Here is a 24,149-nt window from a genome sequence, read left to right as displayed (position 1 = left end):
GGGGTGCGTCAGGGAGCGGTGGGGGCGCGGCGTGCCGAGCCGGTGCGGGTCCCGGCGGCGGCGCGGAGGTCTACGGATCGGCCGGGTACGGGCGGAGGCAGGGGGCGGGTGGTGAGGGTGAAGGCGGCGGTTTCTGCGCCGTCTGTCAGGAGGCGGGCGGCGGCTTGGTAGGGGCCGAGGTGGGCGAGGTCGTGTGCGGTGAGGGTGGGTGCGAGGTGGCGTTCGAGGTGGTGGGCGTCTTCGGGTGAGGCGTTGAAGTAGATCTTGTTGCGGGCGTTGGCGGAGATGCCTTCGCGTAGGTCGCGGGGGAGCTGGGCGAGGTTTTGGTGGGCGAGGGTGAGGGCGAGGCGGTAGCCGCGGGCTTCGGCGAGCATGTCTTCGAGGGGGTAGGGGAGGGTGAGGAAGTTGTGGCACTCGTCCACGTGCAGGGCGGCGTCGATGCGCTGGTGTTCGGGGGTGCGGGTGCGGGCGGCGGCGGCTTGCCAGACTCCGGCGACCAGGAAGGAGCCCAGCAGTCGGGCGGTCTCTTCGCCGAGGGCTCCTTTGGGCAGGCGGGCGAGGAGGATGCCTCCGTCGAGGATGTCGTCGAGGTTGAAGGTGGAGGCGCCGGCGGCGATGGCGCGGCGGGCGAAGTCGCGGAGCAGGAAGGCGCGGAGCTTGTTTTGCAGGGGGCCGATGACGGCGGCCCTGGAGGGTTCGGAGAGCTGTTCGTACCAGGCCCAGAAGCCGCGCAGGACGGGGTCTTTGAGCTGGGGGATCATCCGCAGCCGGTAGGCGGGCTCGCTCAGGAGGCGGGGGATGTCGGCGAGGGTGACCAGCTGGCGGCTGGTGCGGGCGTGTTTGAGGAGGGTCAGGCAGGCCGCTCGCATGACGTCGTCGGTGCGCGGGCCCCAGAAGGCGGTGAAGATGCGGCGGAAGATGCCGGTGATGTTGTCGACGACGACGTCGATGTCCTCGCCGTCGAGCACGTTCAGGCATGGCGGGGCGTGGGAGTCGTCGGGGTCGATGAGGACGAGCCGGTCCGCGCAGGTGTCGGGTAGCCGGGCGAGGAGATCGGTGACCAGATCGCCCTTCGGGTCGATGACCAGGGCACCTCGGCGGTTGCGGACGTCATCGAGAACCAGGTTCGCGATCAGGGTCGATTTACCCGAGCCGGTTGCGCCCATCAGGTGCAGATGCTGACGCGCATCGGGTACCGCCAGACCGACCCCTCGGCGGGCTCCGGTATCTGAGCGGCCCAGGGGCTTGATCCCGGCTCCGGGGTGAGGGCTCGGGACAGTGGGCGGGGGGAGGACGGATCGGGCTCCGGCGCGTTGCAGGCCGGGGGCGTCCGGGTCGGTGGGGAGGTGGGCCAGGGTGGCGAGTTCGGGGACGGACAGCAGCCGGACACGTCCGGGCGGGAAGTGGCGTGTGCTGAGGGCGGTCGCGGGGTGGGGCAGGCGTGTGCGGTTGAGCCAGTTGCGTTCGGCGAACATCCCGAACGCGGACGCCAGAGCGTGCGCACGCCCGCGCGTGGATTCCTGCGGCTTGTTGCTCTTCGGGTGTGCGGTGGCGGCGTAGGCGACCGTGACGCACCATTGCGGACCGGCGGCCAGTTTCGCCCCGGCCTGGCGTACGGCGGCCGAATGGTCGGCATCCTGCCGGTCACCCGTGCCGCGCTGCGGGCGGTGCGCCAGCCACGCGGATGCGGCCGGAATACGGGCCGGGCCACCGTTTCCTGCCTTCAACCGTCGGGCGGTACGCCGCGCCCGCCGCAGCGCAGCTCCGGTCGCGGGCCGGGCAAGGATCTGCACGGTGGCGCTTTGGTGCTCCCCCATGCCGGTTGCGGCTTGCAGGAGGGCGCGAAGTGGATCGCTGGTGTGGCTGGTGCGCAGGGGGAGGACCTCTGGGCGTGCCAGGCGCAGCCGTCCGCCCGTGGCGATGTGACCGGCGGGGACGAGAGGAGTGGGTGGGGAGACGGTGGTGTGGGCGCCGGGCCAGGCGGCCTCGACCGCGTTGCGGACCAGGGCGAGCGGGACGCTGCCGGGGACCCAGAGGCGGACGGTGAGTCCGGTGGCATTCCAGAGGTATTCGAAGCCGAGGTGCGGCTGGCCGTGCAGCAGTCGTTGCCACCACGGGCGCAACAGACCCGACAATTGCGCCCACAGCACTTCGCCGCCCTTCTCGGGAACGTGTGGCGGGGCGAGGACGGTGACACAGCGGGCGCCCTCGGTCATCTGTCGCTGTCGGCGGCTCTGCCAGCGGTAGCGGACGTGGACGGCCAGGGTGATGGTCAGCAGGACGGCGGGGAGCAGCACCGGGGCATGGGCCCGCCACAGGCCGCATACCGTGCTGCCCATTGAGGGCCAGGCGGAGGTGGGGTCGGTCAGGAAGTCAACGAGCGGGCTGTGGGGGTGCGGTGCGGGGGAGGTCACGCGTCTTCTTCCGTTTCAGCGAAGGCCAGCTCTGCGGGGTTGGTGGTGATGACGTCGTGTTCCTCGGGCGCGGCCACCGACAGCAGGGCGACTTTGTGCCGCTCCCCGCTTTGCAGGAGGGCTTCGCCTTGCTGGGCGGCCAGCAGGAATTCGCGTTCGCCGTGGGAGAGGTGGAAGGTTTTGGTGATGCCGTCGATGGCCTGGGTGGACTGGCCGAGCAGGAGCTGGGTGGCGGCGTTGGAGACCACCGCGCGGCCGAGCTGGGTGGAAAGGACGTCCTCGACGTCCTGGGTGACGACGGCGAGTCCGGTCCAGTGTTTGCGGAAGGATTTCGCGGCGCGGAAGAGGAAGCGGGCGCCTTCGCCTTCCCGCATCAGCAGCCACGCCTCGTCCACCACGACCAGCTGCCGGCATGGCACCGTTCGGCTGGTCACGCGGCGCCAGATGACGTCGAGGGTGAGCATCATCGCCGGGGCGTGCACTTCGTCGGCGAGCTGACGCAACGCGAAGACCACCAGATGACCGTCGACCGGTGTCGTGGTGGGCCCGTTGAACAAGTCCGCATGCGAGCCCGTGGTGTAGGGCATCAGTCGCGCAGCCAGGTCACCGGCGGTCTCGCTGTTGTCTTCTTCGAGGACGTCGGCGAGGTCACCGAGGGTGGGTGCTGTGCGCTTCCAGGTCCGTGGGTCGTGTGTGATGCCCGCGCGCCTGTACACGGTCAGCAGGGCCCGATCCAGGGCCGCTTTCTGTGGTGCGGTCAGCTCGGTGGCGAAGAGCACGGACAGGAAACTGTGCAAGAACAGCAGCCTGCGCGTGAGCGCATCACCCCCCGCCTCCGGAGCGGCGTCTGCCTCGCCCTCGTGGTCGGTGGCGGGCAGGTCGAGGGGGTTGAGACGGACGCCGTCGGCGCCCAGACGCACGACGCGTCCCCCCACCGTGTCGGCCAGGCATACATATTCGTCTTCCGGGTCGATGACGGCGGCCTGCACGCCGGTGAACAACAGCCGCAGCAGCTCCAGCTTGGTGGCGTAAGACTTCCCGGCACCGGAGCGCGCGAGGGTGATGGAGTTGTAGTTCTCCTGGGCGAAGCGGTCGTAGATGACCGGCGCGCCGGAGGCACAGTTGAGTCCGTAGAGCACCCCGGTGGGTGGGCTGCCATCGCGCGGGGCGGGCAGATCAGGGCTCGTGAACGGGAAACATGCGGCCAGCGAGGCCGTGTCGAAGGTGCGGCGGATTCCGAGGGTGTCGATGCCGAAGGGGAGGGTGGCCAGCCACGCGGGCAGGGCGCGGAAGGTCGCCGGTGCTGTGCTGATCAGCAGCGAGCTCGCTACGGCCTGAACCGCTGCGAGCTCCTCCTCCAGTGCGGCGATGTCGGGGGCGTGGACGGTCAGATAGAGCGCGACGCGGAAGAGCCGTCCCTCACCGCGGGCAACCACGTACGCGAGTTCTGCGGCGTCCTGAGCCGCGGCATCTGCCTCCGGGTCGTCGATCTGTCCTTTGCCGAAGCTGGTGCGGCGGGAGGCTTCCAGCCGGGCGCGCTGCTTCTTCAGCCGCTCGGCGGCGACCGGTCCGGGGATGGGTTCGATGTGGAAGGCGACATCGAGGCGGCCGGGGTAGTTCAGCAGTGGGTCGAGCCAGCCTGGTGCCACTTCGGCCGGATAGCCGGTCACCACCAGCGTGGCGGTCAGGTGCGAGCCGATGCCGAGCATCCGGGCGCGGACCTGGAGGGCATCAGGTCCGGGGAGCTCCAGCAGATCGGAGCCGGGGAGTTCGGGCGGGCGGGAGCGCCAGCGCTTCAGCACGAGACCGTCTCCTTGCGGTGGTGGGGCAGGTCGGGGTTGCAGGCATCGGCGAACTCCTCGACCACGCGCTCCGCATCGAGCGGGCCGACATCGATCTCGACCGCGGCCAGGGCGCGCTGCATCTCGTGCACGCGCTGACATACTCGCCCGCCCGAGGTGGCCTGTGGCTCCCGTGCGATGACCAGATGGCGGCGGGCGGTCAGGTCCCGTGTTACGGCGAGCTGATCGAGGTAGTCGGCGTGGGCGCGAGCTGCCGCCTCCAGCGCCGGGTGCGGGAGCGCGGGAGCGCCCTCGCGGAGGGAGGCTGCCATGGGAGCCAGCTCGACCCGGTGGGTGGTGAGCAGAATCTGTACCGGCCCGGTCAGCGAGTTCAGCCAGCGACCGAACCCGCTCGTGAGTGCGTTTTGCTCGGCGCTGGTCCGTAGCGCGAAGTTGACCGTTGAGCAGGAGGCCAGCGCCGCACGCCCGTCAGCTCCGAGGTCGATAACCCCTGTTTCATCGACGCCCTCGGCAGGTATGGCGATCGGGCAGGGCGCGGGACCGGCAGCGCGTCGGAGCCGATTCGGCACAAACTCCGGTAGGGGAGGGATTCCTTCGGGGGCGTGCACCTGCCGCTTGGGGGTGCGGATGAAGGCGAGCGCGGCGAGGAGGAACCGGTCCAGGCCGATCCCCTCCCGGCGGCCCACCACCAGCGCGGTCACTACGCCGGCCACCGGGGTGGTCATCGCGAGGAAGGCGAGGGCAGTTATGTAGGGGCGCAGCAGCCACCACACCCCGTACAACAGCAGGCCGACGGCTGCCAGCTGGGCCGCCTGCCGCGCGGTGAAGGGGCCGAGGACTCGGTCGGGCCGCTCGACGTCGGCGGGAATCCGTACGGCTTCGACACCTTCGTCATGTGTGCCGTGCATGGCCGGTCACGCTCCTTGCGGGGGCTGGTGGTGGGGCGGTTCCAAAGGAAGCCGGAGGGGTATCGGCCGGCCGGGCAGCAGCGCACGACGAGGCGGAGCCGGAGGCAGCGAGCGCGGTGTGGCCGGAGGCTGCGGCCCGCTACGGCCCGGTGCTGGAGGGGGAGCCGACAGCCCCGGCGAGCGGGTCGGCGGAGTGGGGCCACCGGCCAGGGGCCGTGCCGCGCCCCGTGGCCCGCTTGCCGAAGCGGCTCGTCCCGCGCCCGGGGCCAGACCACTGGATGCCTGTCCCGCTCGGCCGCCGCCGGAAGGTCCGGCAGAGCGCGGGTTTCCCGTTGGCCTCGCGGTGTGCGGAGATGGAGTGGGCGGTGTGCGCTGTGGTGTGCCCCACTGGAGCGTGACCTGCGGAGCACTCGATCCAGTCCCAGCCTTGCCCGCACCCGCGTTCATACCCGAGCCTCCGGGACCACGTCCGCTGCCGGTCCCGGGCCCCGGCCTGTGGCCCGTGCTTCCCGGGCCGGGTGCCCCGGGTCCGCTGCCACGGCCTGCACCTGGCCCGCTGCGAGGGCGTCCGCCGGGCGGTGAAGTCCTCGGCCCCCCAGGGCCACCTGGAGGGGGTGGGCCGCCCCAGGGAGGTGGGACCGGCCCGGGGCCGCCAGGGCGGCCTGTCCCTCCCGCAGGGCCGATTCCGGCGCGGGGGCGGAGCCCTCCCGGCCCGCCTGCGCGGGCTCCACCGCGTGTCATGAGGCCGGGCGCGTACTGGTGCAGCAACATCAGCATGGCGATGTTGCGTGCCATCCGCACCGGTGCGGGCGTGTGCGGGGGCGGGAGGCCGAGGGCGCGGAAAGCGGCGCGCATGCACCAGCCGGGCAGCTTGAACAACACCCAGAACAGGGCGATACCCGCCAGCATCGTCCCCAGCTTGTTGAGCTTCGGGAAGCCGAGCAGGGTGGAGTCAGGGGCGAAGAACAGCTTCAGCGAACTGATCAAGACCAGGGACTGGAGCACCTGGATACCCAGAGCGGCGGCAAGCGCCCGCCACCACATCTTCGCCACAGCCTCGGTCGCTGGGTGGGCGTGGCAGGCCAGCGCGAGAGGCGCCCCCACGGTCAGCAGCGCGATGGCACCGACCCGCAGCAGGTAGCCGATCAGCACCGCGAGAACCATGGCCAGGAAACAGAGTTCCAGGATGACCATGTACAACGTCACATGGGCAGTGCCGCCGGAGAGCGCGAACGGGATCGCACGCTCCACCAAGCCCTTGCCCGCGTCGGACAGGTCTGTCTGCGCGATGGCGCGCGAGAGCGCGTTGGCCAGTTCGATGGCTTTGCCCACCACAGGCAGCGAGGCGGCTGCGGCACTCAGCCCGAGCACCAGGCGCGGGGCGATCTGCTTGAGAGCGTACCGTGTCTGCACCGTCTCGTGCCCCATGACGGTGATACCGCCGATGAGGACGAACAGCACGTAGACCGCTGTCGCCGTAACGAGAGAGGAGCGCCACAGCCGCTTCACATCAGGGTGGCTGGTCATGTCCGGAGTGGCCAGCAGCGTGTCGGCGAGCAGCTTCCGGACCGGCTTGAGGAACTGCTCCACCAGAGAGCCCAACAGCGAGGTGACCGCGTCGGCGATCATTCCGGGGAAGTCGAGCAGGTCGCTGAATCCCCAGACCTTCTGCGGCGTGCACTCCCGCCCCTCCGCCTCGCACGCCGGCGGCGTCGGACCCGGAGTCGGTTCCGCGGGCTTTGGCTTTGGTACGACACGGCCGGGCTCCGGTGGCGGCCGAGTTGGTGCCGGAGTGGGGCCCGGCTTCGGCTCTGGCCTGGAAGGCTCCGCATCGGGCGACGGCGCCACCGGTCCCGGAGCCGGTGCAGGGGCAGGGGCTGGATCCCGGGGAGCCGCCGCAGCAGATCCGTTCAGCCCGGCGCACAGCGCGAGCCCGCAGAAGGCCAGGAGCAGCAGGCGGGGCAACCATCGACGTGGGCTCACTGTCAGATTCCCAGGATGCCCTTGAGGACCTCGACAATGACCGGCGCCAAAATCGCCAGGCCATAGCCGGACCCCGACGCTTTCAATGCCTTCTTCGCTGCCTCGACTTCGGCTGCATCCCCGCCGGCCATCAGGTAGCGCAGTCCACCCAGTGTCAGAAACAGCGTGGCCAGACCGGCGAGGATCCCCACGATCCAATTGCGCAGATTGTCGACCACCGCCGGGATCGACGCCGGATGAGGCGCCTTCCCCGCCGCCACCGCCTCCACGGCGAAGACCAGACACCCGGCAACCAGGACACTGGCCAGCGTGACCAGCCGCATGACGCGCTCTCGGGAGGCGAGCACTTCACCACGAGAGAGGCGAGTGCGACGGTGTGACCGGGCACGTTTGATCGCAGGCATGCAGGCGTACCTCCCTCGGGCGAGAGCCGCCCAGGACGCTGTGGACACAAACGGAGAAAAGGCAGTGGTGTCGCCGAAGTGCCGGGGCGGGCTCCTTCGCCCAGGCGCCGAACCCCCTTCAACGGCGGTTGGCGGACGGGACTTCTCGGGATGTCAGCGCGAGACGGCCCGACCCGGCACTTCAGCGGCTGCCTCCCAAAACCCGCACAAGCCGGTTCCGGGAGGGACGGGCATCACCTTCGGGTAGGGGAGGCGATGTGCCGTCATGGAGAGATAGAGCGTCCGGCCCGGCTTGTTGCCGTCCCCGGGCCGGAGATCCCCCGTACGGGCTATACCTCGTATGCCTGTCGCTGGAGATGCACGGCGAGATGGGTCTCGGCTGCGGCGCGGTGCCGGTAGAGGGTGCGCCAGGCATGTCCGCGCTGCTGGGCGATGTCCTTGACCGACTTCTTCTCCAAGCGGGTGAGCGCGATCAGCTGTGCTTCGTGTGCTTTGAGTACTCCTGCCTGCATGGCTGCGGCCAGCACGGCGTACTCATCTCGCTCCTCCCCGTGGTCCGGAGTGTTGCGGTCTTCGACATCGGGCCTCTCTGGTGCGGGGGTGTCGGGGCTGATGAGCACAGGGCACTCGTGCCTCTCCTGCTTGCGGGCGGCGTTGACGAGCCGGTGGATCTCGCGGTCGGCAGCGTTGAAGAGCGCCCGGTGCGGTTCGGGGTGATCGCTTGTCAGCAAGGGCAGTGTGGTGGCGACTGCGGCCAGTGCCGTCTGCTCCAGGTCCGGCCGCTCCAGGCGCTGGGGAAGCTGCTGTCGGCGCAGCATCCGGTACAGAACGGGGATGGTCATGCCCACCGCAACGAGTTGCCACGGCTCTGGCAGCTTCTGGGCCCGGCGCACCACCTCGTGCCAGATGAGTGCCCGCTGACTCGCGGTCGCTCCTGGGTGCGCGAGCCGGGCTCGCACCCGGTCCACCGGCCAGTCGCTCTTCGTCCGGCCGTCGTCCGACAGCAGGGGCATGGTGAGGGGGCGGGCAGCCGCCGCCCCGAGTGCGAGGAATGCCTCGTCCAGTTCACCGAGCGGCGAGCGGGCCTCACCGACATTCGCACCAGGGGTTGGGAAGACGCGGCGCATGAGCTCCTCCATCAGTCGTGGCTTGGCTTGTGCCGCCACGACTCCCAGCCGCCCGGACCACTCGCGTGCCATGCCCGGTCCGGCGACGAGTCACTGGCTCGGCTGGTGCTCGCCGTGTGCGAAGGCCGCACCGTGGCCCGTCCCTCTGAACAGCCCCTGAGCGGCAGTCCGAAGGGCAGAATCGAACACAAATAATTCGCGACGACTTCACCGGCCTCGCCTGTGCCGGAATCTGGTGGTCCGGTACTGGCTCGCAGGTGGCTCGCTACTGGCTCGCTTCCGCACCCACCTGCACAAACACCTCAGCGCACGACGGAGACCCGAGCTCCACCCGCGTATCCCGGGGTGTGAACGGTGCGTATCCAACCTGCTCGAACAAGCCGTCACGGGTGGCAAAAATGCGCCCGGAGTTGTCTTTCTCTTACGTCAGCACGAGAACGGAAACCCCTTCGGCCGGGCGCCGCCACCCCATGCGCCACCACACCGGGCCCACAGCACCCCAGCCAGCCGCCGACCGCCTGTCACCTATCCCGTCCACGGTCTGGCTCCCACCCGCCGACGAACCCCACCCAGCCCCCGCCGACGACGAGGTCCTGCCGCAGTGGGCCATCGAAAGGATCCGCACCCAGATCATCCCCCGCCCCAGCGAGGCACCCAGCCCACTGCTCCGCGTCCGCGTCAACGAAGCAGGTGACTCCGAGGGCGGATCCTCTCTGGACGCACGCGCCCGCACCACCACCTACCCGCACACCCGTCCGCACGAGGATGGAGCGGACCTTCCGCTGCCGCCCCTGCTGCTCGCCGAATTCCACCCCGACACCCTCCGCGCTCCCGAAGACGCGGACCAAGCTCTACTCAGCGACCCTCTGCCGGCCCCGCAGGATGTCTGGCCCGGCTTCTTCCACCGCGCGCACCGCCTCCTCCCCGCGGAGGGAATCCTGCTCGTCGCCACCCGCCAACGACGCGACGAGCGTTGGCTCATCGACCCACTCGGTGAACTGACCGCCAGCGCCCGAATCGCAGGGTTCTCCTACCTCCAGCACCTGGTCATCGCTCACCTGCACCCCGACTCAGACCACCTCGCCGCCGCGAGGGCTGAGGAGGTGACCGCCGGCGGCCTCATCCACTCCGACCTGCTCCTCTTCTCCCCACGCACATTCGCCTGACCAACGGACCGGAGCCGTCACCTTGCACTACCCCCATGGACCCCACTACCGCCCCAAGCCCGTCTCGGTGTGGTGGGACACTGCCCCCACCTCAGCCCCTGCACAGCGCAAAGCCCGCCATTACGTGAGCGGAAGCAACGCCCACCCGGCCAAGATGCTCCCCGCACTGGCCGCCCACGCCATCGCCGCCTACACCACCCCCGGCGACCTCGTGCTCGACCCGATGTGCGGGATCGGCACCACCCTCGTCGAAGCCCAGCACCTGGGCCGCCGGGCGATCGGCATCGAGTACGAACCCCGCTGGGCACAGCTGGCCGCATGCAACGCCGCCTCCGCCCAGCGGCAGGGCGCCACCGCTGCTGGCGAAGTGGTCTGCGGAGACGCCCAACAGGTAAGCCGTCTCCTCCCCGCCGAGCACCATGGCCGCGTCGCGATGGTGCTCACCTCACCGCCATACGGCCCAAGCACCCACGGCCGCGTACGCTCCACCCGCGACAGCGGAGAAGGAGGCGTTCTTAAGTGGGACCATCGCTACAGCGACGATCCCGCTAATCTCGCCCACACCTCCACGGATCAGCTCCTCGCCGCCTTCACCCGCATTCTCCACGAATGCTCCTGCGTGCTCCGTCCTGGCGGCACTGTGGTGGTCGTCGCCCGCCCCTGGCGGGAGAGCGGCGAACTCGTCGACCTCCCTGCTGCGGTGCTCGAGGCCGGGAAGCGAGCCGGGCTCGCCCCCATCGAGCACAACATCGCTCTGCTGGCGGGGCTCCGGGACGGGCAGCTCGTCCTGCGGCCCTCGTTCTTCCAGATGAAGAACACCCGCGATGCCCGACGCCGCGGAATTCCCTCGCACCTCATTGCCCACGAAGACGTCCTCGTCTTCTGCAAGCCTCATGGTCTGCGTGGCACGTGCCAACGGACGCCTCGTCCAGTGCTTCGGCCTCGGCGCGCGGAGGTGCGTCGCTCGCGTGCAGACTGCAGTCCGGACGGCGCGGAACGGGCGCCACGGCAGTGCCCCGATACAGCGCGGGTCTGCCACTGTCCCGCACGCGGTGACTGCCCGGGCGGGAGGTGCGGCTGATGTCCCGTCGCTCCCTGTCTCCAGCTCCGCTCGCGCGTCGCCCGCTGCAAACCGCTGTCACCCAACGGGAATCTGCACTCGAGGAAAAGGCACCGGCCGGTGGCGGGCAACCAGCGGAAGGGCCCGATATCGGGGAGGAAGCGACGGAGAGCTCCCGTGTGGAGGGCGGGCCGTTGCTGTATACGGCCGACCAAGCCGCCGCTCGGCTGCGCATCCCCGCCTCCTGGCTGCGGAAGAAGGCAGCCGCACAGCAGATTCCCCATACCCGACTCGGGCGCCATCTGCGCTTCGCCGAGACTGATTTGGCCCTCCTCCTCGAAGACGGGGCACGAGGCCCCCGTCCCTGACCCCCCGTAGCTGGGTCCGACCAGCGCGGGGGATTCCGCTCCGCCGAGAACCGAGCGTCGATGGAACCGCGCGCTGGCATGCGATCGATGCCGTGCGTGCCGTGGGCACCGCGCGCCGGAGTTCAGAACACGTGTGAAAGGAGATGGCCATGGCCTGGGTTGAACGACGAGGCCGCACCTGGCGGGTGCGGTACTGGAAGAGCCCCGGCGTCGCAGGCAGTATCGGCGGCTTCCTTACAGAGGAAGCCGCGCAGGCCCACGCCGACCGCATCAGCGCTCCCAGCCCGTCCCCGACATCACCTGCCCCCAACGCTTCACCCCCATCACCCACCGAGCCGCGACCTGTCTCGGTGTCCCCTCCGGATCCTGTGCATGGATCATCCACCACGCGTCCGGCTGAAGGCGGGGTGACGCTGGGCCAGTGGGCAGAGACATGGTGGCAGGGCATCGACGTCGGCGAGAACACCGAGGCGTTCTACCGCAGCCTGCTCACCTGCCACATCCTCCCTCGATGGGGTGGAGAGCTGCTCACAGCTCTTACCCCTTCCCACATCCGGGCCTGGCTCAAGCATCTGCGGACCCGGCACGCGGAGGCCACCGTCACCAGCATCCGCAAACTCCTCGCCCTCATCCTGGCCGACGCCGTCGACGAGGGCCTGCTCACCCGCACCCCCGTGCGCCCAGAGCGCGGACGCCGCGGGCGACTGCGTCCACGCACCGAACGCGCCTGGATCGATGAACACCAACTCCTCCAACTCGCCGGACGCGCTGCCATGCTGGCCACCCCTCAGCAGGCCCTGCTGCTGATCACCGCCGCCTACACCGGCATGCGCTGGGGCGAGCTGGCCGGCCTGCACCGCGACAACCTCGACCTGACCACCGGCCGCGCCCACATCACCCCCACCGGCGCTCTCCACGAGGTCAACGGCACCCTCAGCCTGGGCCACCCGAAAACCCGCGCCAGCGTCCGCACCGTCACCCTGCCCCCCTTCCTCACCGCACTCCTGAGCACACACCTGAAGACAAGCACCCGAGAGCTGGTCTTCACCACCGTGCGCGGACGGCCCCTGCGCCGCTCCGGCTTCCAACGCCGAATCTTCGCCCCCGCTGCCCGGGGCACCACCCACCAAGGACAGCACTGGCCTCCCATCGAGGAACGCCTGACCTTCCACGGCCTGCGCCACTCGCACAAGACCTGGCTCATCGAAGACGGCATCCCCGACATCGCTCAGGCCCGCCGCCTGGGCCACACCCTCCAGGACAAAATGGACGACACCTACGCCCACGTAGCCCCCAGCATCGAAACCCGCCTCCTGGCCGGACTCGAAGCCCGCTGGCAGCGCTCCTTGAACACCCTCGCCCCCACCAGCCACCCCCGCGCCTCGCTCTTCCTCCCGCCAGCCGCCGCGAGCTGACCAACCGCACCGCACCACCCAGCCCCGCCAGCGACCACTGGCGGGGCTTCCCCTCCCGCCCTCGTCAGCGTCCAACCCGCCCTGAATGGAGCCTTTGTTCCGGTGGTGGGTGATTGGCTTGAGGGTCAGCTGTAGCGCCAGCTCGGGGTTGACGGCGCCCCGGTGCCGCGCTGTCGGACAGGCCCGAATACACATGCATCGCAGCGAGCCCAGGGCGCCGCGTACCGGCGGCGCGGGGTGCAAGGTGGCCGGGGATCCCACGCCTAGCGCCGCTCATACGTGCCGCGTACACCGTCTACAGTCAGGAATCCGAAAGGGGCCCTCTCCGTCGCGGACGTGCAGACCATGCGCCGCCTGCACGCGGTCGGGCCAGTGCCGTCCGGCCGCGCACCGCCGACACCCCACTGCTGACAGTCACGAGCTGACCTCGGCTCCTCTGCTCTGCTTTCCGGCGGCGGTGAGCCCCGGACCGTATCCGTCCGGGGCGCTGCCCGCTTCCGAGGAAGGGCTGCTGAGGAGGGAGGTCCGGAGGCTACTGGGCGATGTCGGCCTTCACCCGCGCGTTCGGGCACTGTGCAGCACGGTCACGGAGGGCGCTCTTCTCCGCCTGGTCTACGGCGAGCCTCCAGCGGGTCTTTGTCGCGACCCAGTCCGACAGGTACTGGCAGGAGGCGTCCTTGGCGGGCACCCACCACTGGGCCGGGTCTTTATCAGCCTTCTGCCGGTTCTCCCGCGCGGTCACAGCCACCAGCGACCGCTTGCTGTCGAGGTCGTTGGCGTAGCGCTCGCGCTTCTTTGTGTCCCAGGCTGAGGCCTCGGAGTCCCAGGCTTCGGCGAGCGGCACCATGTGGTCGATGTCCAGCCCACGTGGGTTGTCGGTGGTCTTGGCGTCGTAGTAGCTGAACCACTCGCCGTCCGTAAGCGAGCAGCCCGGCCGGATCTTCGGCTCTTCGGTGGCTTCCTCGATGAGGACTTCCTGCCTCGTGTTGCAGCCGTCCCGGTCGGCGTCGATCCAATGGCGGAACTTCGTGCGCTTGTAGCCAGCGCGGTTCTCCTTCTCCACGGGCAGGGCCTCGATGGCCTGCACCACAGGCAGGTCGACAGCCTGACGACCGGATGTCGGTTCAGCCACCGCGGGAGCGGCAGCAGCCAGCAGGGGCACGGTCAAAGCAGCGGCCATCAGGCCGCGAACCAAGATGATCACGGCGGCATTGTTGGCTCAGCAAGAGGCCGCCAGGCGGCTGTGGGCTGCCAAACCACACGATGGAGTGCACAGCTGCGGGCCAGGCTGCGCTATCCGCAGTCGTTGCGGTTGATGCGCAGGGAGCGGGTCTGGTCGTTGAGGCTGTAGCCGCGCAGGTCGTGGATGGCCCCGCCGCTCTTGGTGACGCACACCCCACCGGCCAGGCGAAATTCGCCTTCTCGTAGATACGGGCGGTGCGGCCGGAGTTGTTGCGGACGGAGCTGCCGCGGTCGCGGATGGCGGTGGGAAGGTCCTTCACGCTGCCGTCGACAGCGCCGCTGGGGGCTGTTCTCAGGGCTGGGCGAGTGCGAGACCGTATGCCAGGACGAGCGTCTGGAGCGGTATGCCGTGGCACTGTACAGCATACTCGGCGGGACCGGGTGCGCCTGTCCAGTTCATTGCGAGGACGAAGGCGTCACTACACCACCCACACCAAGATTATCACTAGCTGGCCAGGGCATACGGGACACCGTTCAATGGCTGCGCCGGGTGGTGACGAGTTGGCTGTCCCGGAGACGGTGGGCAAGGTCGAGCCGCTGTCGAGCAACGCCAGGACGTCGAGGTGTCTGTCGGCTGGCACGGTGCCCAGGCGCTGCTTCTTGCGACCGGCCCGGATCAGAGGGCCCGTTTGCGCTTGGTGGGTCAACTACTGGCCCAGCCCAACGGATTGGAAAACGCTCAGTATCTCCAGGGCGTCCGCAGCGAGAAGGGGCGTGAGGCAGCGCAGCTCCGCAGTGCTCGATGAGTTGGAACTGCTATCGACAGATGATGCTTCAGGAGCTGACATAGCGACACCTGAGTACGCAAGATGCGTCGGAAGACGGTCGCTAGTTTGCGGGGGCTGCGCGGTTCCATCGCGCGAGACCTTCGAAGGCGTCCAGCGTGCGGACATCGTATGGCCCGAAGAGTATTTGGCAGTCTTGGGCAAGTTGGTTGTACATGGCTGCTGCTCCGCGGGTGTCACCTGACTGGCCGGTGACCTCGGCGTATTCGGTGCGAGCATCGATCAGTGGCTGATCGCTGGGATCGTGAAGGAGTTCCAGCTCGAAGATCCGCAGGTCCAGTGCTTCGATGCGTTTGGAGAAGCTCGCGTTGTCGCCATGCGTGTCGGGTATGTCGGTTCGGCCTGCTGCGTCCGTGATGTTTAATGCGTCGAGGATTTCGCCTACCGCGTGTGCGACCGTCTGAGCGTCCTTGGGGCGCTCTGCCGGGTCCTTGGCCAGCAGGGTGCGGGTGAGGGTGTCGAGCTGGGCGGGGACCCCGGGACGATGGGCGCTCGGGGGAGTCGGCGCGTCGTCCTGATGCATCCGGCCCACAGTTAAGGCATCGTCCTGAGGGCTTCCGAAGGGCGGGTGCCCCGTCAGCATTTCGTACAGGACACAGCCCACGGAGTACAGGTCGCTGCTTACGCTGCCCGTCTCGCCGTGCCACCGCTCGGGTGCTTTGTACAGCGGGGTGCCCGCTGCGATGTGGCTCTGAGTGACGTCAGACAGGTATGCCAGTCCGAAGTCGACGAGCTTCACGTCCCCCTTTCGCGTAATCATGATGTTTTCAGGCTTGATGTCGCGGTGGATCACGTCAGCGGCGTGCGCAGCGTCGAGTCCCTCGCATATTTGGCGTATCCACCGGGCGGTGCGCTCCAGCGGAAGCCGCGGCCCGCCCCTGAGATGTTCGGCGAGGGACTTGCCCTCGACGTACTCCATGACGATGAAGAACTCGCCGCAGTGTTCACCGCTATCGTAGATATGGGCGACACTCGGGTGGTTGACCCGAGCCATGGCCCAGGCCTCTCGCTGAAACATTCTCGCGGTCGACTCGGCGAACTCCGTGGGAGCACCCTGCTGCAGAAGGCGGCGCCGTGCAAGGAACTTCAGTGCCACGGTGCGGCCCAGCCTTGTGTCTTCGGCTGTCCACACATCGCCCATGGCGCCGCTGACGGGGCCTTCCTTCGGCCTGAAACGATCACCGATCAGCATGAAGTTGTCCACCCTCGCCCTTTTCGCGCTCGTTGGGTTGCGACGCCCTTGTGGTCAGTGCTGTTTGGGGGCCCCGCCCCAGAGGGTGAGGTCGGCCAGGTCCTGTATGCCCTCGTGCCATTCCGCGAAGAAGTCCTCCCGCTGCTGTAGTGCGGCGGCCAGTGTCGCGACGGCCTCATTGCGAGCTTGGTCGCCCTGCTCACGCACATGCCGCTTGCGCAGGGGAATGCCGAAGATCTCCCATAGGACCCACGCGACCATGGCGAGGATGAGGAGGAAAAACACTACCCGCCATGCACCGTCGACGAACGGCACCACGAGCACCCCGGTGACGGCCCCGAGCAGCAGGGCGCCGAAGACGCGCGGCCAGCGGCGCACCACGGCGTCCGAGCGGGCCTGGGTCTGTCGCTCGAGGCGCGCGGCGAGGTCGTCGACGAGCGGGCCCGCGTCCACGCACTGGTTCGGATCCGTCGGTACGGTCACGGAATGCTGCGCCACGCTCAGGGTGACGCTGGGGGGCAGCTGACGCTCGGAATCAACGACGATTCGGCGGGCGGTGTTCTCCAGGCTCGGCCAGATGGCGCGGAGGGCCATGCGGCGGGCTGCTGGGCCCAGCCGTGCCTCGCCAGGTTCGAAAACGGCCTGATCTAGGAGGACCATGAAGGTCACCGGCTCAGCTTCCGGGCCCAGAACCGACACGTGTGCCTGCTCGGCCGCTTTCAGGTCCCCGTCATGTTCGATGATGCGCTCGAGCCTTCGCATTTGCTCAAGCAGGTGAGCCTCGTCGGGCTCGAGCTGGTTGATCAGCCGCTCGAGGGCGCTCTCCACGTGGCGACCACCACTGACGGGGCGGTCGACTCCGGCCGGTCCGTCGGGGAACGTGCGCCCAAGGTAGGCCAATGTCCTCCCGGGTACGGTCGCGAGTTCCCAGCCGTGCCGGAGCGCGTCCCACTGGTTCCCGCAGGTCCGGCGCAGCGCCGCGTACTCGCCTTCGGGCAGCCGGCGGCGCATGTCGCGCAGTCGAGCTCTCCACTGTGTGGCGGCCGATGTGCGGTGCACGCTCTGGTCCCATCCCGCCATGGCTTGCCGGGTATAGCCGAGCGCTTCCTCTCCCAGCTCCTTGCTGGCGATGGCATCCAGGACCACACAGAAATCCTGACCGAGTTCCTCAGGATTGAGCGACTGGAGGTAGGTGTCCATCCAGGCAGCCGCTTCGGCCTCCTTCCCCAGGCGGGAGGAGGTCAGTGCGAAGAAGAGATGGGCCTTGGCAGCGTCCAGGGTGGATGCATGCGATTTGGCGCGGTCACCCTGCTCGGTCTCATCGCGGAAGTTGGCGGCCACCGCCATCATGGCCGGGGCCAGCCAGTAGGTCGGTTCGAGGAGCATTCGTTCCTCGACACAGGCCCGTACCGTGATGGTGTTAACCATCTTCTTGTGCACGGCCTGGGCTGTGAGAGTGTGGACCAGCCCTCGGGCCAGAGTGCGAGTCAGCTTTCGCTGAGCAAACTCTGCCTGGAAGACAGTGGTCAGACGGGCCAGCTCGGCTTGGGCCCGGGCCACCTCGCGGTCGCGGCCGTACTGCTCGATGAAGGAGTTCAGGGCCTCGCGGGTGTCGGTGACCGCCCTCTCCAGACCCGCGACCTCCTGACGTACCTCGGTGACGTCACTGTGCAGACCACGGACGTCGGCACGCACGCCGTGCAAACCGTCCTCAAAGACGTCCAGCCTGTCTTCGTGGCGAACCTGTTCTTGGCCTACACCCTCCAGTTGGTCCGCGAGCCGAGCCAGGGCTGAGTCCGTCTCTATCCGATCCTCCATGACATCCCCCGAAGTCATCGCGGCATTGCGGCACGTACTCGCTCATTATCGAGTGCGTACCCGTCGCGTGCGGTCAACTGGCTGAAAAAGGCCAACTGGTCGGAATGCGGCGGCCGGTGTCGGTGCGACGTGGCAGCATGGCGCGTCATACAGCCAGCACACCAGGGGGAACGCGCCGTGCGTGAGATCGCTTACCTGTCCGAGGGAAAACTGCGGCAGTTCGTGCCTGAGCCCCGACGTCTGCCGAGGGCAAGCGCCCTTCGCCTGACCACGCCGTTCGGCGGCATCGATATGGACGCGCCAACCACGGACGGGGAGCGCGGGCACCTGCGGCACTTGCGGGAGGTGCACCAGCATCTGGAACGCGTCGCTGAATGGTATACAGCGGCCGAGCTGCGGCCCGGCCAGTGGGTGATGTTCGAAACCCCTTTGCGGTGCGTGACACTCAGCGGCGCCCACCAAGATCTCGTGCTGTTCGTGGACTCGGCACGAACACAGGGCACAGATCGTGCGACAACCGGAGACTGCCGACTGCTGATGCACGGATCCGCCCGACATCTGCGAGGCTGGACGCCGATACTGGCGGACGGACCAGAGCTGGAGGTAACGCACTCCGCTTCCAGTCTGGGTGACTCCTTCGTCACTCGGGCCGGCCAAGTCGTTGCGACACTCACCCGGCACCGCGAGCCGCTGCCCGAGGATGAGCAGTCACCTGGTACAGCCGCTGAACTGCACGAACGTGGCGTCCAAGCGTTGCTGCGCGCCCTGGACGAGGAAGACAGCGGCATTGACACGCTCACGGCGATGACCGGATATGCGCGAGTCACAGGGCTTGTTCCAGAGACCGACACCGCCCCCCGGTGCCTGGTAGCAAGTCCGCTCATCGTGGAGTACGCGGCAGCTGCCTGAGTACTTTGCCCGGATCGCCACCACCACGTCATGACGGCTTCAGTAACTTCGTCCGAACGACTGGGCTACCCGTATCCGCCGCGGGACGGTCGTCGCGGAAACCTCCCTGCGCCATCTCGTGGCCGAACTGGTCAACGGCTGCTCCGCCGACCTGCTTGGCCTGCGTGGTCCGCCGGGTCTTGTCGGCCCGCCAGGTGTTCAAGGGGGAAGCGGGTCCCTTTCAGTAGGTGACGCACGAGAGCGATGCAGTGGTCTTCTCTGCCTCGATGAACGCGTACACCGCACTCGTCGCCGCTCGCCTTCGCGAATCAGACCGGTGCCCTTTCGCGGCACCTCAACCGCTTCGCCCTGCCCGGCGGGCCAACCTCGGGCGTAGGGACGGCTCTTCACGCTCGGCCGTCGTCAGCTCTCCGTTCAGTGACGGATCTGACTCCCCCTGCATCGGCCCCGCTGGAACGGCCCTCTGTAGGGTGCTACCGCGCCCCACATCTGCTCCCGCTCTCGCGGATACGCTCCCACCTGTGCTCAAGTGTCATCCGCTCGCCCCAGGTGCGCGGGCGCGTCACGGGGCGACCAGCACTGGCGCGCTGGCCTGGGCAAAGACCCTCGCCTGTGCGAGGAGGGGGCGGGGAGCGCGTCAGCCGCAAGGTCATAGCGGTCGGCCCCGCCCTCCCCGTGCGGTCAAGGGGTTCTTGTGCCTTCTGTCCGGGAATACCCGTCCACCCGTCGGGGTGTGGCGGTACCGCACTGTTGACGACGGTGCGCAGCAGCGGCGTACCGCGCACAACCTCGACCCGATCGTGCGACGGAGAAAACGGGCATGACTGACGTCTGGGAGCGTGGGAGCGCGAGTGCTCCCAGAGGGCTCCCATCATGGGAGCAAACGCACGTACGGAAGAAGCCGCCCCAGCAAATGCTGGAACGGCTTCCGATCTGCGGTCTTCGCAGTCGGGACGGCGGGATTTGAACCCACGACCCCTTGACCCCCAGTCAAGTGCGCTACCAAACTGCGCCACGTCCCGGTGCTCGTTCGGTTCGGGGCTTTCCCCTCGCCGCTCGCGCACAAAGAACAATACAGCACTTCAGGGGGTGCTCGCTCACCCCCTCCCTGCTCGAGTCGACCGGGGAGGAGGACCCGGCTGGGGCCTCGGGTCAGGCCGTGAACGGGCTCTGAGCGGACCGGTCCTGAGTTTGGTGTCGAGGCAGGCGGGAACTCCGGCTCTCCTGCGACAGACGGCCGGGGCCGCGGGTGGTTCCGGCCTCGCTCCTGGGAGGAGGTCTCGGTTGTGAGCCGGTCCCGCATAGTGATCGTCGGAGCTGGATTCGCCGGATATCAGGCGGCGCGTACCCTCTCGCGCACGCTCCGTGGCGCGGTGGAGATCGTGCTGGTCAACCCCAACGACTACTTTCTCTATCTACCCCTGCTGCCAGAGGTCGCCTCCGGCGTGCTGGAGCCGCGACGGGTGTCCGTCTCGCTGGCGGGCACGCTGCCTCGGGTACGGCTCGTCCTCGGCGAGGTCGACGCCATTGATTTCGATCAGCGCCGGCTCCAGTACGTGGACCCGGAGGGCCGCTCCGGCGAGCTCGACTACGACCGACTGCTGCTGACCGTCGGCAGCGTCAACAAGCTGCTGCCCATCCCCGGTGTCGCCGAGCACGCGCACGGCTTCCGTGGCATGCCGGAAGCCCTCTATCTGCGTGATCACGTCAACCGGCAGATCGCCTTGGCCTCGGCGTCGGAAGATCCGGAGGAGGCCGCGGCGCGCCGTACCTTCGTGGTCGTCGGTGCGGGCTACACGGGCACGGAGGTCGCCGCGCACGGGCAGATGTTCACCGCATCCCTCGCCAGGCAGCACAACCGGCAGGAGCGAACCGGAAAGCCGGGGAAGCGCGGGAGGCCGGAGGGGCACGAGGAGCCGGCGACAGAAGGGGAACAGGGTGAGCAGAGGGCAGCACAGGAGTCGAGCGGAGGCGCGGCTGTCAGCAGTCGGTCCAGCCAGGGGGAGCGACCCCGTTGGATGCTGCTCGACATAGCCCCGCGCATCCTGCCTGAGCTGGATGAACGTCTCTCGAAGACCGCACACGAGGTGCTGAGCAAGAGGGGTGTCGAGGTGCGGACCGGGACCAGCGTCAAGGAGGCAACCAGCGAGGGTGTGCTGCTGGACAGCGGCGAGTTCGTTCCGACCCGCTCGCTGATCTGGTGTGTGGGCGTACGGCCCGACCCCCTCGTCAAGGACCTCGGGCTGGAGACCCAGCAGGGGCGCATCGTGGTGGACGAGTATCTGCGCGTGCCCGGCAGGCCCGAAGTCATGGCCTGCGGTGACGCGGCTGCGGTACCCGATCTGACCCGCCCCGGGGAGATCACTCCGATGACGGCACAGCACGCGGTACGACAAGGGAAGACAGCGGGCCGTAACCTGGCGGCCTCGTTCGGTTACGGGGCATCGCGGCCCTACAAGCACCATGATCTGGGCTTCATGGTCGACCTCGGTGGGGTCAAGGCCGCGGCGAACCCGCTGCGTGTGCCGTTGTCGGGGCCGCTCGCCAACCTGGTGACGCGGGCGTACCACCTCGCGGCCATGCCGGGTAACCGGGTCCGCGTGCTGGCGGACTGGGCACTGGATGCGGTGCTGCCACGGCAGGCGGCACAGCTGGGGCTGGTGAGGTCCTGGTCGGTGCCGCTGGAGTCGTCGTCGCCCGAGGTGGCCCGGGTACCGGCGCCCTGACCCCCGCTTCCTGCTCCTGCCTCCCCCATTCCCCCGTCCCCGCTCGTCGGACTTCCCGCCTCCGTTCCACCTGCCCCCGGCCCTGTCTCCTGCCCCCGCCCCGTTTCTCCTGCTCGTGCTTCTCCGCACTTGCGCTTGTGGGGCCCTCCCGCTCTTCTCGGGCCCTCCAGAGACTGCTCGCCCCGTCACCCGCTCGGGTGACGGGGTTATGCACAACTGGCGGGTTATCCACGGGCTGTGAGGCCTCGGACACGGAATGCGCACCCGGAGCTAGCTTTCTCGTAGTGGGTCCGATCGGTTCGGCCGCCCCCACCCTGTATCACCGGGGGCGCCGATCGCCGCGTTCCCCTGAGAGAGCGACGGGCGGCAGGAACTCGCGCACAAAAGTGCGATGCCACCAGGCGCCGGTCTCCCGCCGCTCCTCTCGCGTAGTGAAGTGATAGCGGTACAGCAGCGCTCGCACATGAGTAGGAGGTTGTTCCGGGAACGGATTGGTGTGCAGCAGCCGAAGCGTGGCTCGGTCGTTGTCGAGCAGTCGGGAGATGAAGGGTTCGAACCAGCCACGGGTGTAGGCGGGGAAGAGCGCGGCGAACCACATCTGCCAGTCCAGACGGAGGTGGTACGGCGCGAACTGGCGCGGCAGTCGGTGCACGTTTCCCGGCTTGCCCTTGAACTCGTACTCCCGCCACACCGTGTCCGGCGTGATCCGATCCTCGTCGGTGCCCTCGATGACGATCTCCTGCCGGACGCGGGTCACGCTGCCGAAGGCGCCATAAGCGTTGACCAGGTGGAGGGGGTTGAACGACCGGTTCATCTGCTGGGTCCGGCTGAGCAGGTTGCGCGCGGGCCAGTAGCTGAGCACGACGATCAAGGCTGTGGCCACGCAGACCACGACGGCGAACCACAACGGAGTCGGACCATAGGAAGGGGTACCGGTGAGGGCAGAGGTGTCGACGGCGGCGAACGCGAGAACGATCGTCAGCCAATTGAGCCAGGAGAAGTTGCCCGACAGGACGAGCCAGAGCTGCGTGACGATGATCAGACCCGCCGCGACCGTGGCCACGGGCTGCGGACAGAACAGACCGAAGGGCACGATCAGCTGGGCCACATGGTTGGCGGCCACCTCCACCCGGTGCAGCCGTTTGGGGAGGTGATGGAAGTACCAGCTGAGCGGACCGGGCATCGGCTGGGTCTCGTGGTGGTAGTAGAGGCAGGTCAGCTTGCGCCAGCACTCGTCTCCGCGCCATTTGATCAGCCCCGCGCCGAACTCCACCCGGAAGAGAAGCCAGCGCATCAGCCACAGGGTCAGCACAGGCGGTGCCGTCTCCGCGTTGCCGAGGAAGATCGCAAGGAAGCCTGCCTCCAGCAGCAGTGACTCCCAGCCGAAGCTGTAGAAGATCTGCCCCACGTTCACGAACGAGAGATAGAGGATCCACAACAGTGCCCACATCACCATTGACGCCCAGAGGGGTACGGCATCCGCGGCCCCCGCCACCACGGCAGCGGCGAGCACGACACCCGCCCAGGCGCAGGCACCGGTGACGCGGTCGTCACACCGCCAGTGGAAGAGGCTGGGGGAAGCCCGGAAAGACACTCGCCGCACGAAAGCGGCTGCAGGCACCAGCCCGCGGTCACCGAGCAACGCCCGGAACTGCATCGCGGCCGAGAAGAAGGCGACGAGGTAGACAGCGGCCAGGGCGCGCTGCAAGATCAGTCGGCCCATCTCGTAACCGGGCGCCGAGAACCATGGCGTGAACCAGTCCATGGCGGCCATGGGTACCACCCATGTGTGTCCCTCACGCCCTGCCGGGGCTGCTGATGCGACGCGACGGGCGCGTGGCTGATCATGGGCGAATGAGCGACGACGGATACGTACGAGTGCGGGGCGCCCGCGAGCACAATCTGCGGGGCGTGGACGTGGACATTCCACGCGACTCGCTGGTCGTCTTCACCGGGGTCTCCGGCTCGGGCAAGTCCTCGCTTGCCTTCGGCACACTCTATGCGGAGGCACAGCGGCGCTACTTCGAGTCGGTCGCCCCGTATGCGAGGCGACTGATCCACCAGGTCGGAGCGCCGCGGGTCGGGGAGGTCACCGGTCTGCCGCCGGCGGTGGCGCTGGAGCAGCGACGTTCGACGCCGACCGGACGCTCGTCCGTGGGAACGGTCACCACGCTGTCCAACTCGCTGCGGATGCTCTTCTCCCGGGCGGGCAGCTATCCGGACGGTGCGGAGCGGCTGGATTCGGACGCCTTCTCGCCCAACACGGCGACAGGCGCCTGCCCGGAGTGTCACGGGCTGGGCACCGTGCACCGGGTCACCGAGGAGTCGCTGGTGCCGGACCCGTCGCTCACCATTCGTGAGGGTGCGATCGCGGCCTGGCCGGGTGCGTGGCTGGGCAAGAACCTGCGGGACGTCACCGCGACACTCGGTTACGACATCGACCGCCCGTGGCGGGAGCTGCCGGACGAGCAGCGGGAGTGGCTGCTCTTCACGGACGAACAGCCGGTCGTCACCGTGCACCCGGTCCGTGAGGCGGGTCGCATCCAGCGGCCCTACCAAGGCACCTATCAGAGCGCGAAACGCTATGTGCTGCGCACCTTCGCGGGGACGAAGAGCGCCACCCTGCGACAGCGGGTACGGCGGTTCCTGGTCAGTGCCGACTGTCCCGTGTGCGACGGGCGGCGGTTGCGGCCGGAAGCGCTTGCCGTGACGTTTGCCGGTCGGGACATCGCCGAGCTGGCGGCACTGCCGTTGGAACGGCTCGCGGAGGTGCTGCACGAGGGCATGGGGGGTGGGGGAGGGGAGGGGGGCGGGGCCCCCGAGGAAGAGA

Annotated in this window: 16 protein-coding genes, 1 tRNA gene and 1 pseudogene; 7 read left to right on the top strand and 11 right to left on the bottom strand. The window is 68.6% G+C overall.

Annotated features, from left to right (window positions below):
* Positions 1-8: 8 nt before the first annotated feature.
* The 6 genes from KBY19_RS27305 to KBY19_RS27280 all read right to left on the bottom strand — a co-directional run bounded on the left by KBY19_RS27305 (position 9) and on the right by KBY19_RS27280 (position 8,710).
* Complete coding sequence (locus KBY19_RS27305; RefSeq protein WP_210966897.1) at positions 9-2,414, bottom strand: type IV secretory system conjugative DNA transfer family protein; 2,406 nt, start codon at positions 2,412-2,414, stop codon at positions 9-11.
* Positions 2,411-4,216, bottom strand: coding sequence for a VirB4 family type IV secretion system protein (locus KBY19_RS27300; RefSeq protein WP_210966896.1), 1,806 nt, complete (start codon positions 4,214-4,216; stop codon positions 2,411-2,413). Before KBY19_RS27300 ends, KBY19_RS27305 begins: the two co-directional genes overlap by 4 nt.
* Positions 4,210-5,124, bottom strand: a complete 915-nt coding sequence (locus tag KBY19_RS27295) for a PrgI family protein (protein ID WP_210966895.1) — start codon at positions 5,122-5,124, stop codon at positions 4,210-4,212. The genes KBY19_RS27300 and KBY19_RS27295 overlap by 7 nt, the downstream gene beginning before the upstream one ends.
* A 6-nt stretch (positions 5,125-5,130) precedes the next feature.
* A complete protein-coding gene (locus tag KBY19_RS27290) occupies positions 5,131-6,753 on the bottom strand; it encodes a hypothetical protein (protein ID WP_210966894.1) in 1,623 nt (540 codons plus the stop codon).
* A 356-nt stretch (positions 6,754-7,109) separates the two neighbouring features.
* Positions 7,110-7,511: a pilin gene (locus KBY19_RS27285; RefSeq protein ID WP_210966893.1), complete on the bottom strand. Its 402-nt coding sequence runs from the start codon at positions 7,509-7,511 to the stop codon at positions 7,110-7,112.
* Positions 7,512-7,840: 329 nt separating this feature from the next.
* Positions 7,841-8,710 (bottom strand): hypothetical protein, encoded by an 870-nt coding sequence (locus KBY19_RS27280; RefSeq protein ID WP_210966892.1) that lies wholly within the window; start codon positions 8,708-8,710, stop codon positions 7,841-7,843.
* A 398-nt stretch (positions 8,711-9,108) separates the two neighbouring features.
* On the opposite strand from KBY19_RS27280, the gene KBY19_RS27275 reads away from it, so the two are divergent.
* The 4 genes from KBY19_RS27275 (at position 9,109) to KBY19_RS27260 (ending at position 12,647) form a co-directional block, all read left to right on the top strand.
* Positions 9,109-9,804, top strand: a complete 696-nt coding sequence (locus tag KBY19_RS27275) for a hypothetical protein (protein ID WP_210966891.1) — start codon at positions 9,109-9,111, stop codon at positions 9,802-9,804.
* Between the two features lie 67 nt (positions 9,805-9,871).
* On the top strand, positions 9,872-10,885 hold the full coding sequence (locus tag KBY19_RS27270) for a DNA methyltransferase (RefSeq protein ID WP_307843635.1): 1,014 nt from the start codon (positions 9,872-9,874) through the stop codon (positions 10,883-10,885).
* Positions 10,885-11,232, top strand: coding sequence for a helix-turn-helix domain-containing protein (locus tag KBY19_RS37835; RefSeq protein WP_368860996.1), 348 nt, complete (start codon positions 10,885-10,887; stop codon positions 11,230-11,232). The genes KBY19_RS27270 and KBY19_RS37835 overlap by 1 nt, the downstream gene beginning before the upstream one ends.
* A gap of 407 nt (positions 11,233-11,639) precedes the next feature.
* Positions 11,640-12,647, top strand: a complete 1,008-nt coding sequence (locus tag KBY19_RS27260) for a site-specific integrase (RefSeq protein ID WP_210966888.1) — start codon at positions 11,640-11,642, stop codon at positions 12,645-12,647.
* Positions 12,648-13,179: 532 nt separating this feature from the next.
* Here the strand turns inward: KBY19_RS27260 and KBY19_RS27255 are convergent.
* The 3 genes from KBY19_RS27255 to KBY19_RS27240 all read right to left on the bottom strand — a co-directional run bounded on the left by KBY19_RS27255 (position 13,180) and on the right by KBY19_RS27240 (position 17,702).
* Entirely contained in the window at positions 13,180-13,851 is a 672-nt protein-coding gene (locus KBY19_RS27255) for an HNH endonuclease family protein (protein ID WP_307843634.1), read from the bottom strand.
* Positions 13,852-14,717: 866 nt separating this feature from the next.
* Positions 14,718-15,878, bottom strand: coding sequence for a serine/threonine-protein kinase (locus tag KBY19_RS27245; protein WP_210966887.1), 1,161 nt, complete (start codon positions 15,876-15,878; stop codon positions 14,718-14,720).
* Between the two features lie 42 nt (positions 15,879-15,920).
* On the bottom strand, positions 15,921-17,702 hold the full coding sequence (locus tag KBY19_RS27240) for a hypothetical protein (protein ID WP_210966886.1): 1,782 nt from the start codon (positions 17,700-17,702) through the stop codon (positions 15,921-15,923).
* 159 nt (positions 17,703-17,861) lie between these two features.
* On the opposite strand from KBY19_RS27240, the gene KBY19_RS27235 reads away from it, so the two are divergent.
* Positions 17,862-18,593, top strand: a complete 732-nt coding sequence (locus KBY19_RS27235; RefSeq protein ID WP_210966885.1) for an SAVMC3_10250 family protein — start codon at positions 17,862-17,864, stop codon at positions 18,591-18,593.
* Between the two features lie 948 nt (positions 18,594-19,541).
* On the opposite strand, the gene KBY19_RS27230 is transcribed toward KBY19_RS27235, so the two are convergent.
* Positions 19,542-19,615 (bottom strand) — tRNA-Pro (locus KBY19_RS27230).
* A 264-nt stretch (positions 19,616-19,879) separates the two neighbouring features.
* Here KBY19_RS27230 and KBY19_RS27225 point away from each other — a divergent pair.
* On the top strand, positions 19,880-21,319 hold the full coding sequence (locus tag KBY19_RS27225; RefSeq protein ID WP_180289833.1) for an NAD(P)/FAD-dependent oxidoreductase: 1,440 nt from the start codon (positions 19,880-19,882) through the stop codon (positions 21,317-21,319).
* Positions 21,320-21,638: 319 nt separating this feature from the next.
* Here KBY19_RS27225 and KBY19_RS27220 read toward each other — a convergent pair whose 3' ends face one another.
* Entirely contained in the window at positions 21,639-23,093 is a 1,455-nt protein-coding gene (locus KBY19_RS27220; protein WP_210966884.1) for a lipase maturation factor family protein, read from the bottom strand.
* 80 nt (positions 23,094-23,173) lie between these two features.
* Between KBY19_RS27220 and KBY19_RS27215 the strand changes: the two are divergent.
* A pseudogene (locus KBY19_RS27215) lies at positions 23,174-24,149 on the top strand (ABC transporter); the annotation flags it as partial.

This window comes from Streptomyces sp. B15 (genome assembly GCF_018070605.1).
Classification (GTDB): Bacteria; Actinomycetota; Actinomycetes; order Streptomycetales; family Streptomycetaceae; genus Streptomyces; species Streptomyces smyrnaeus.
Note: the sequence above shows the minus strand (reverse complement) of the source record. Positions and strands in the feature narration are given on the sequence as shown.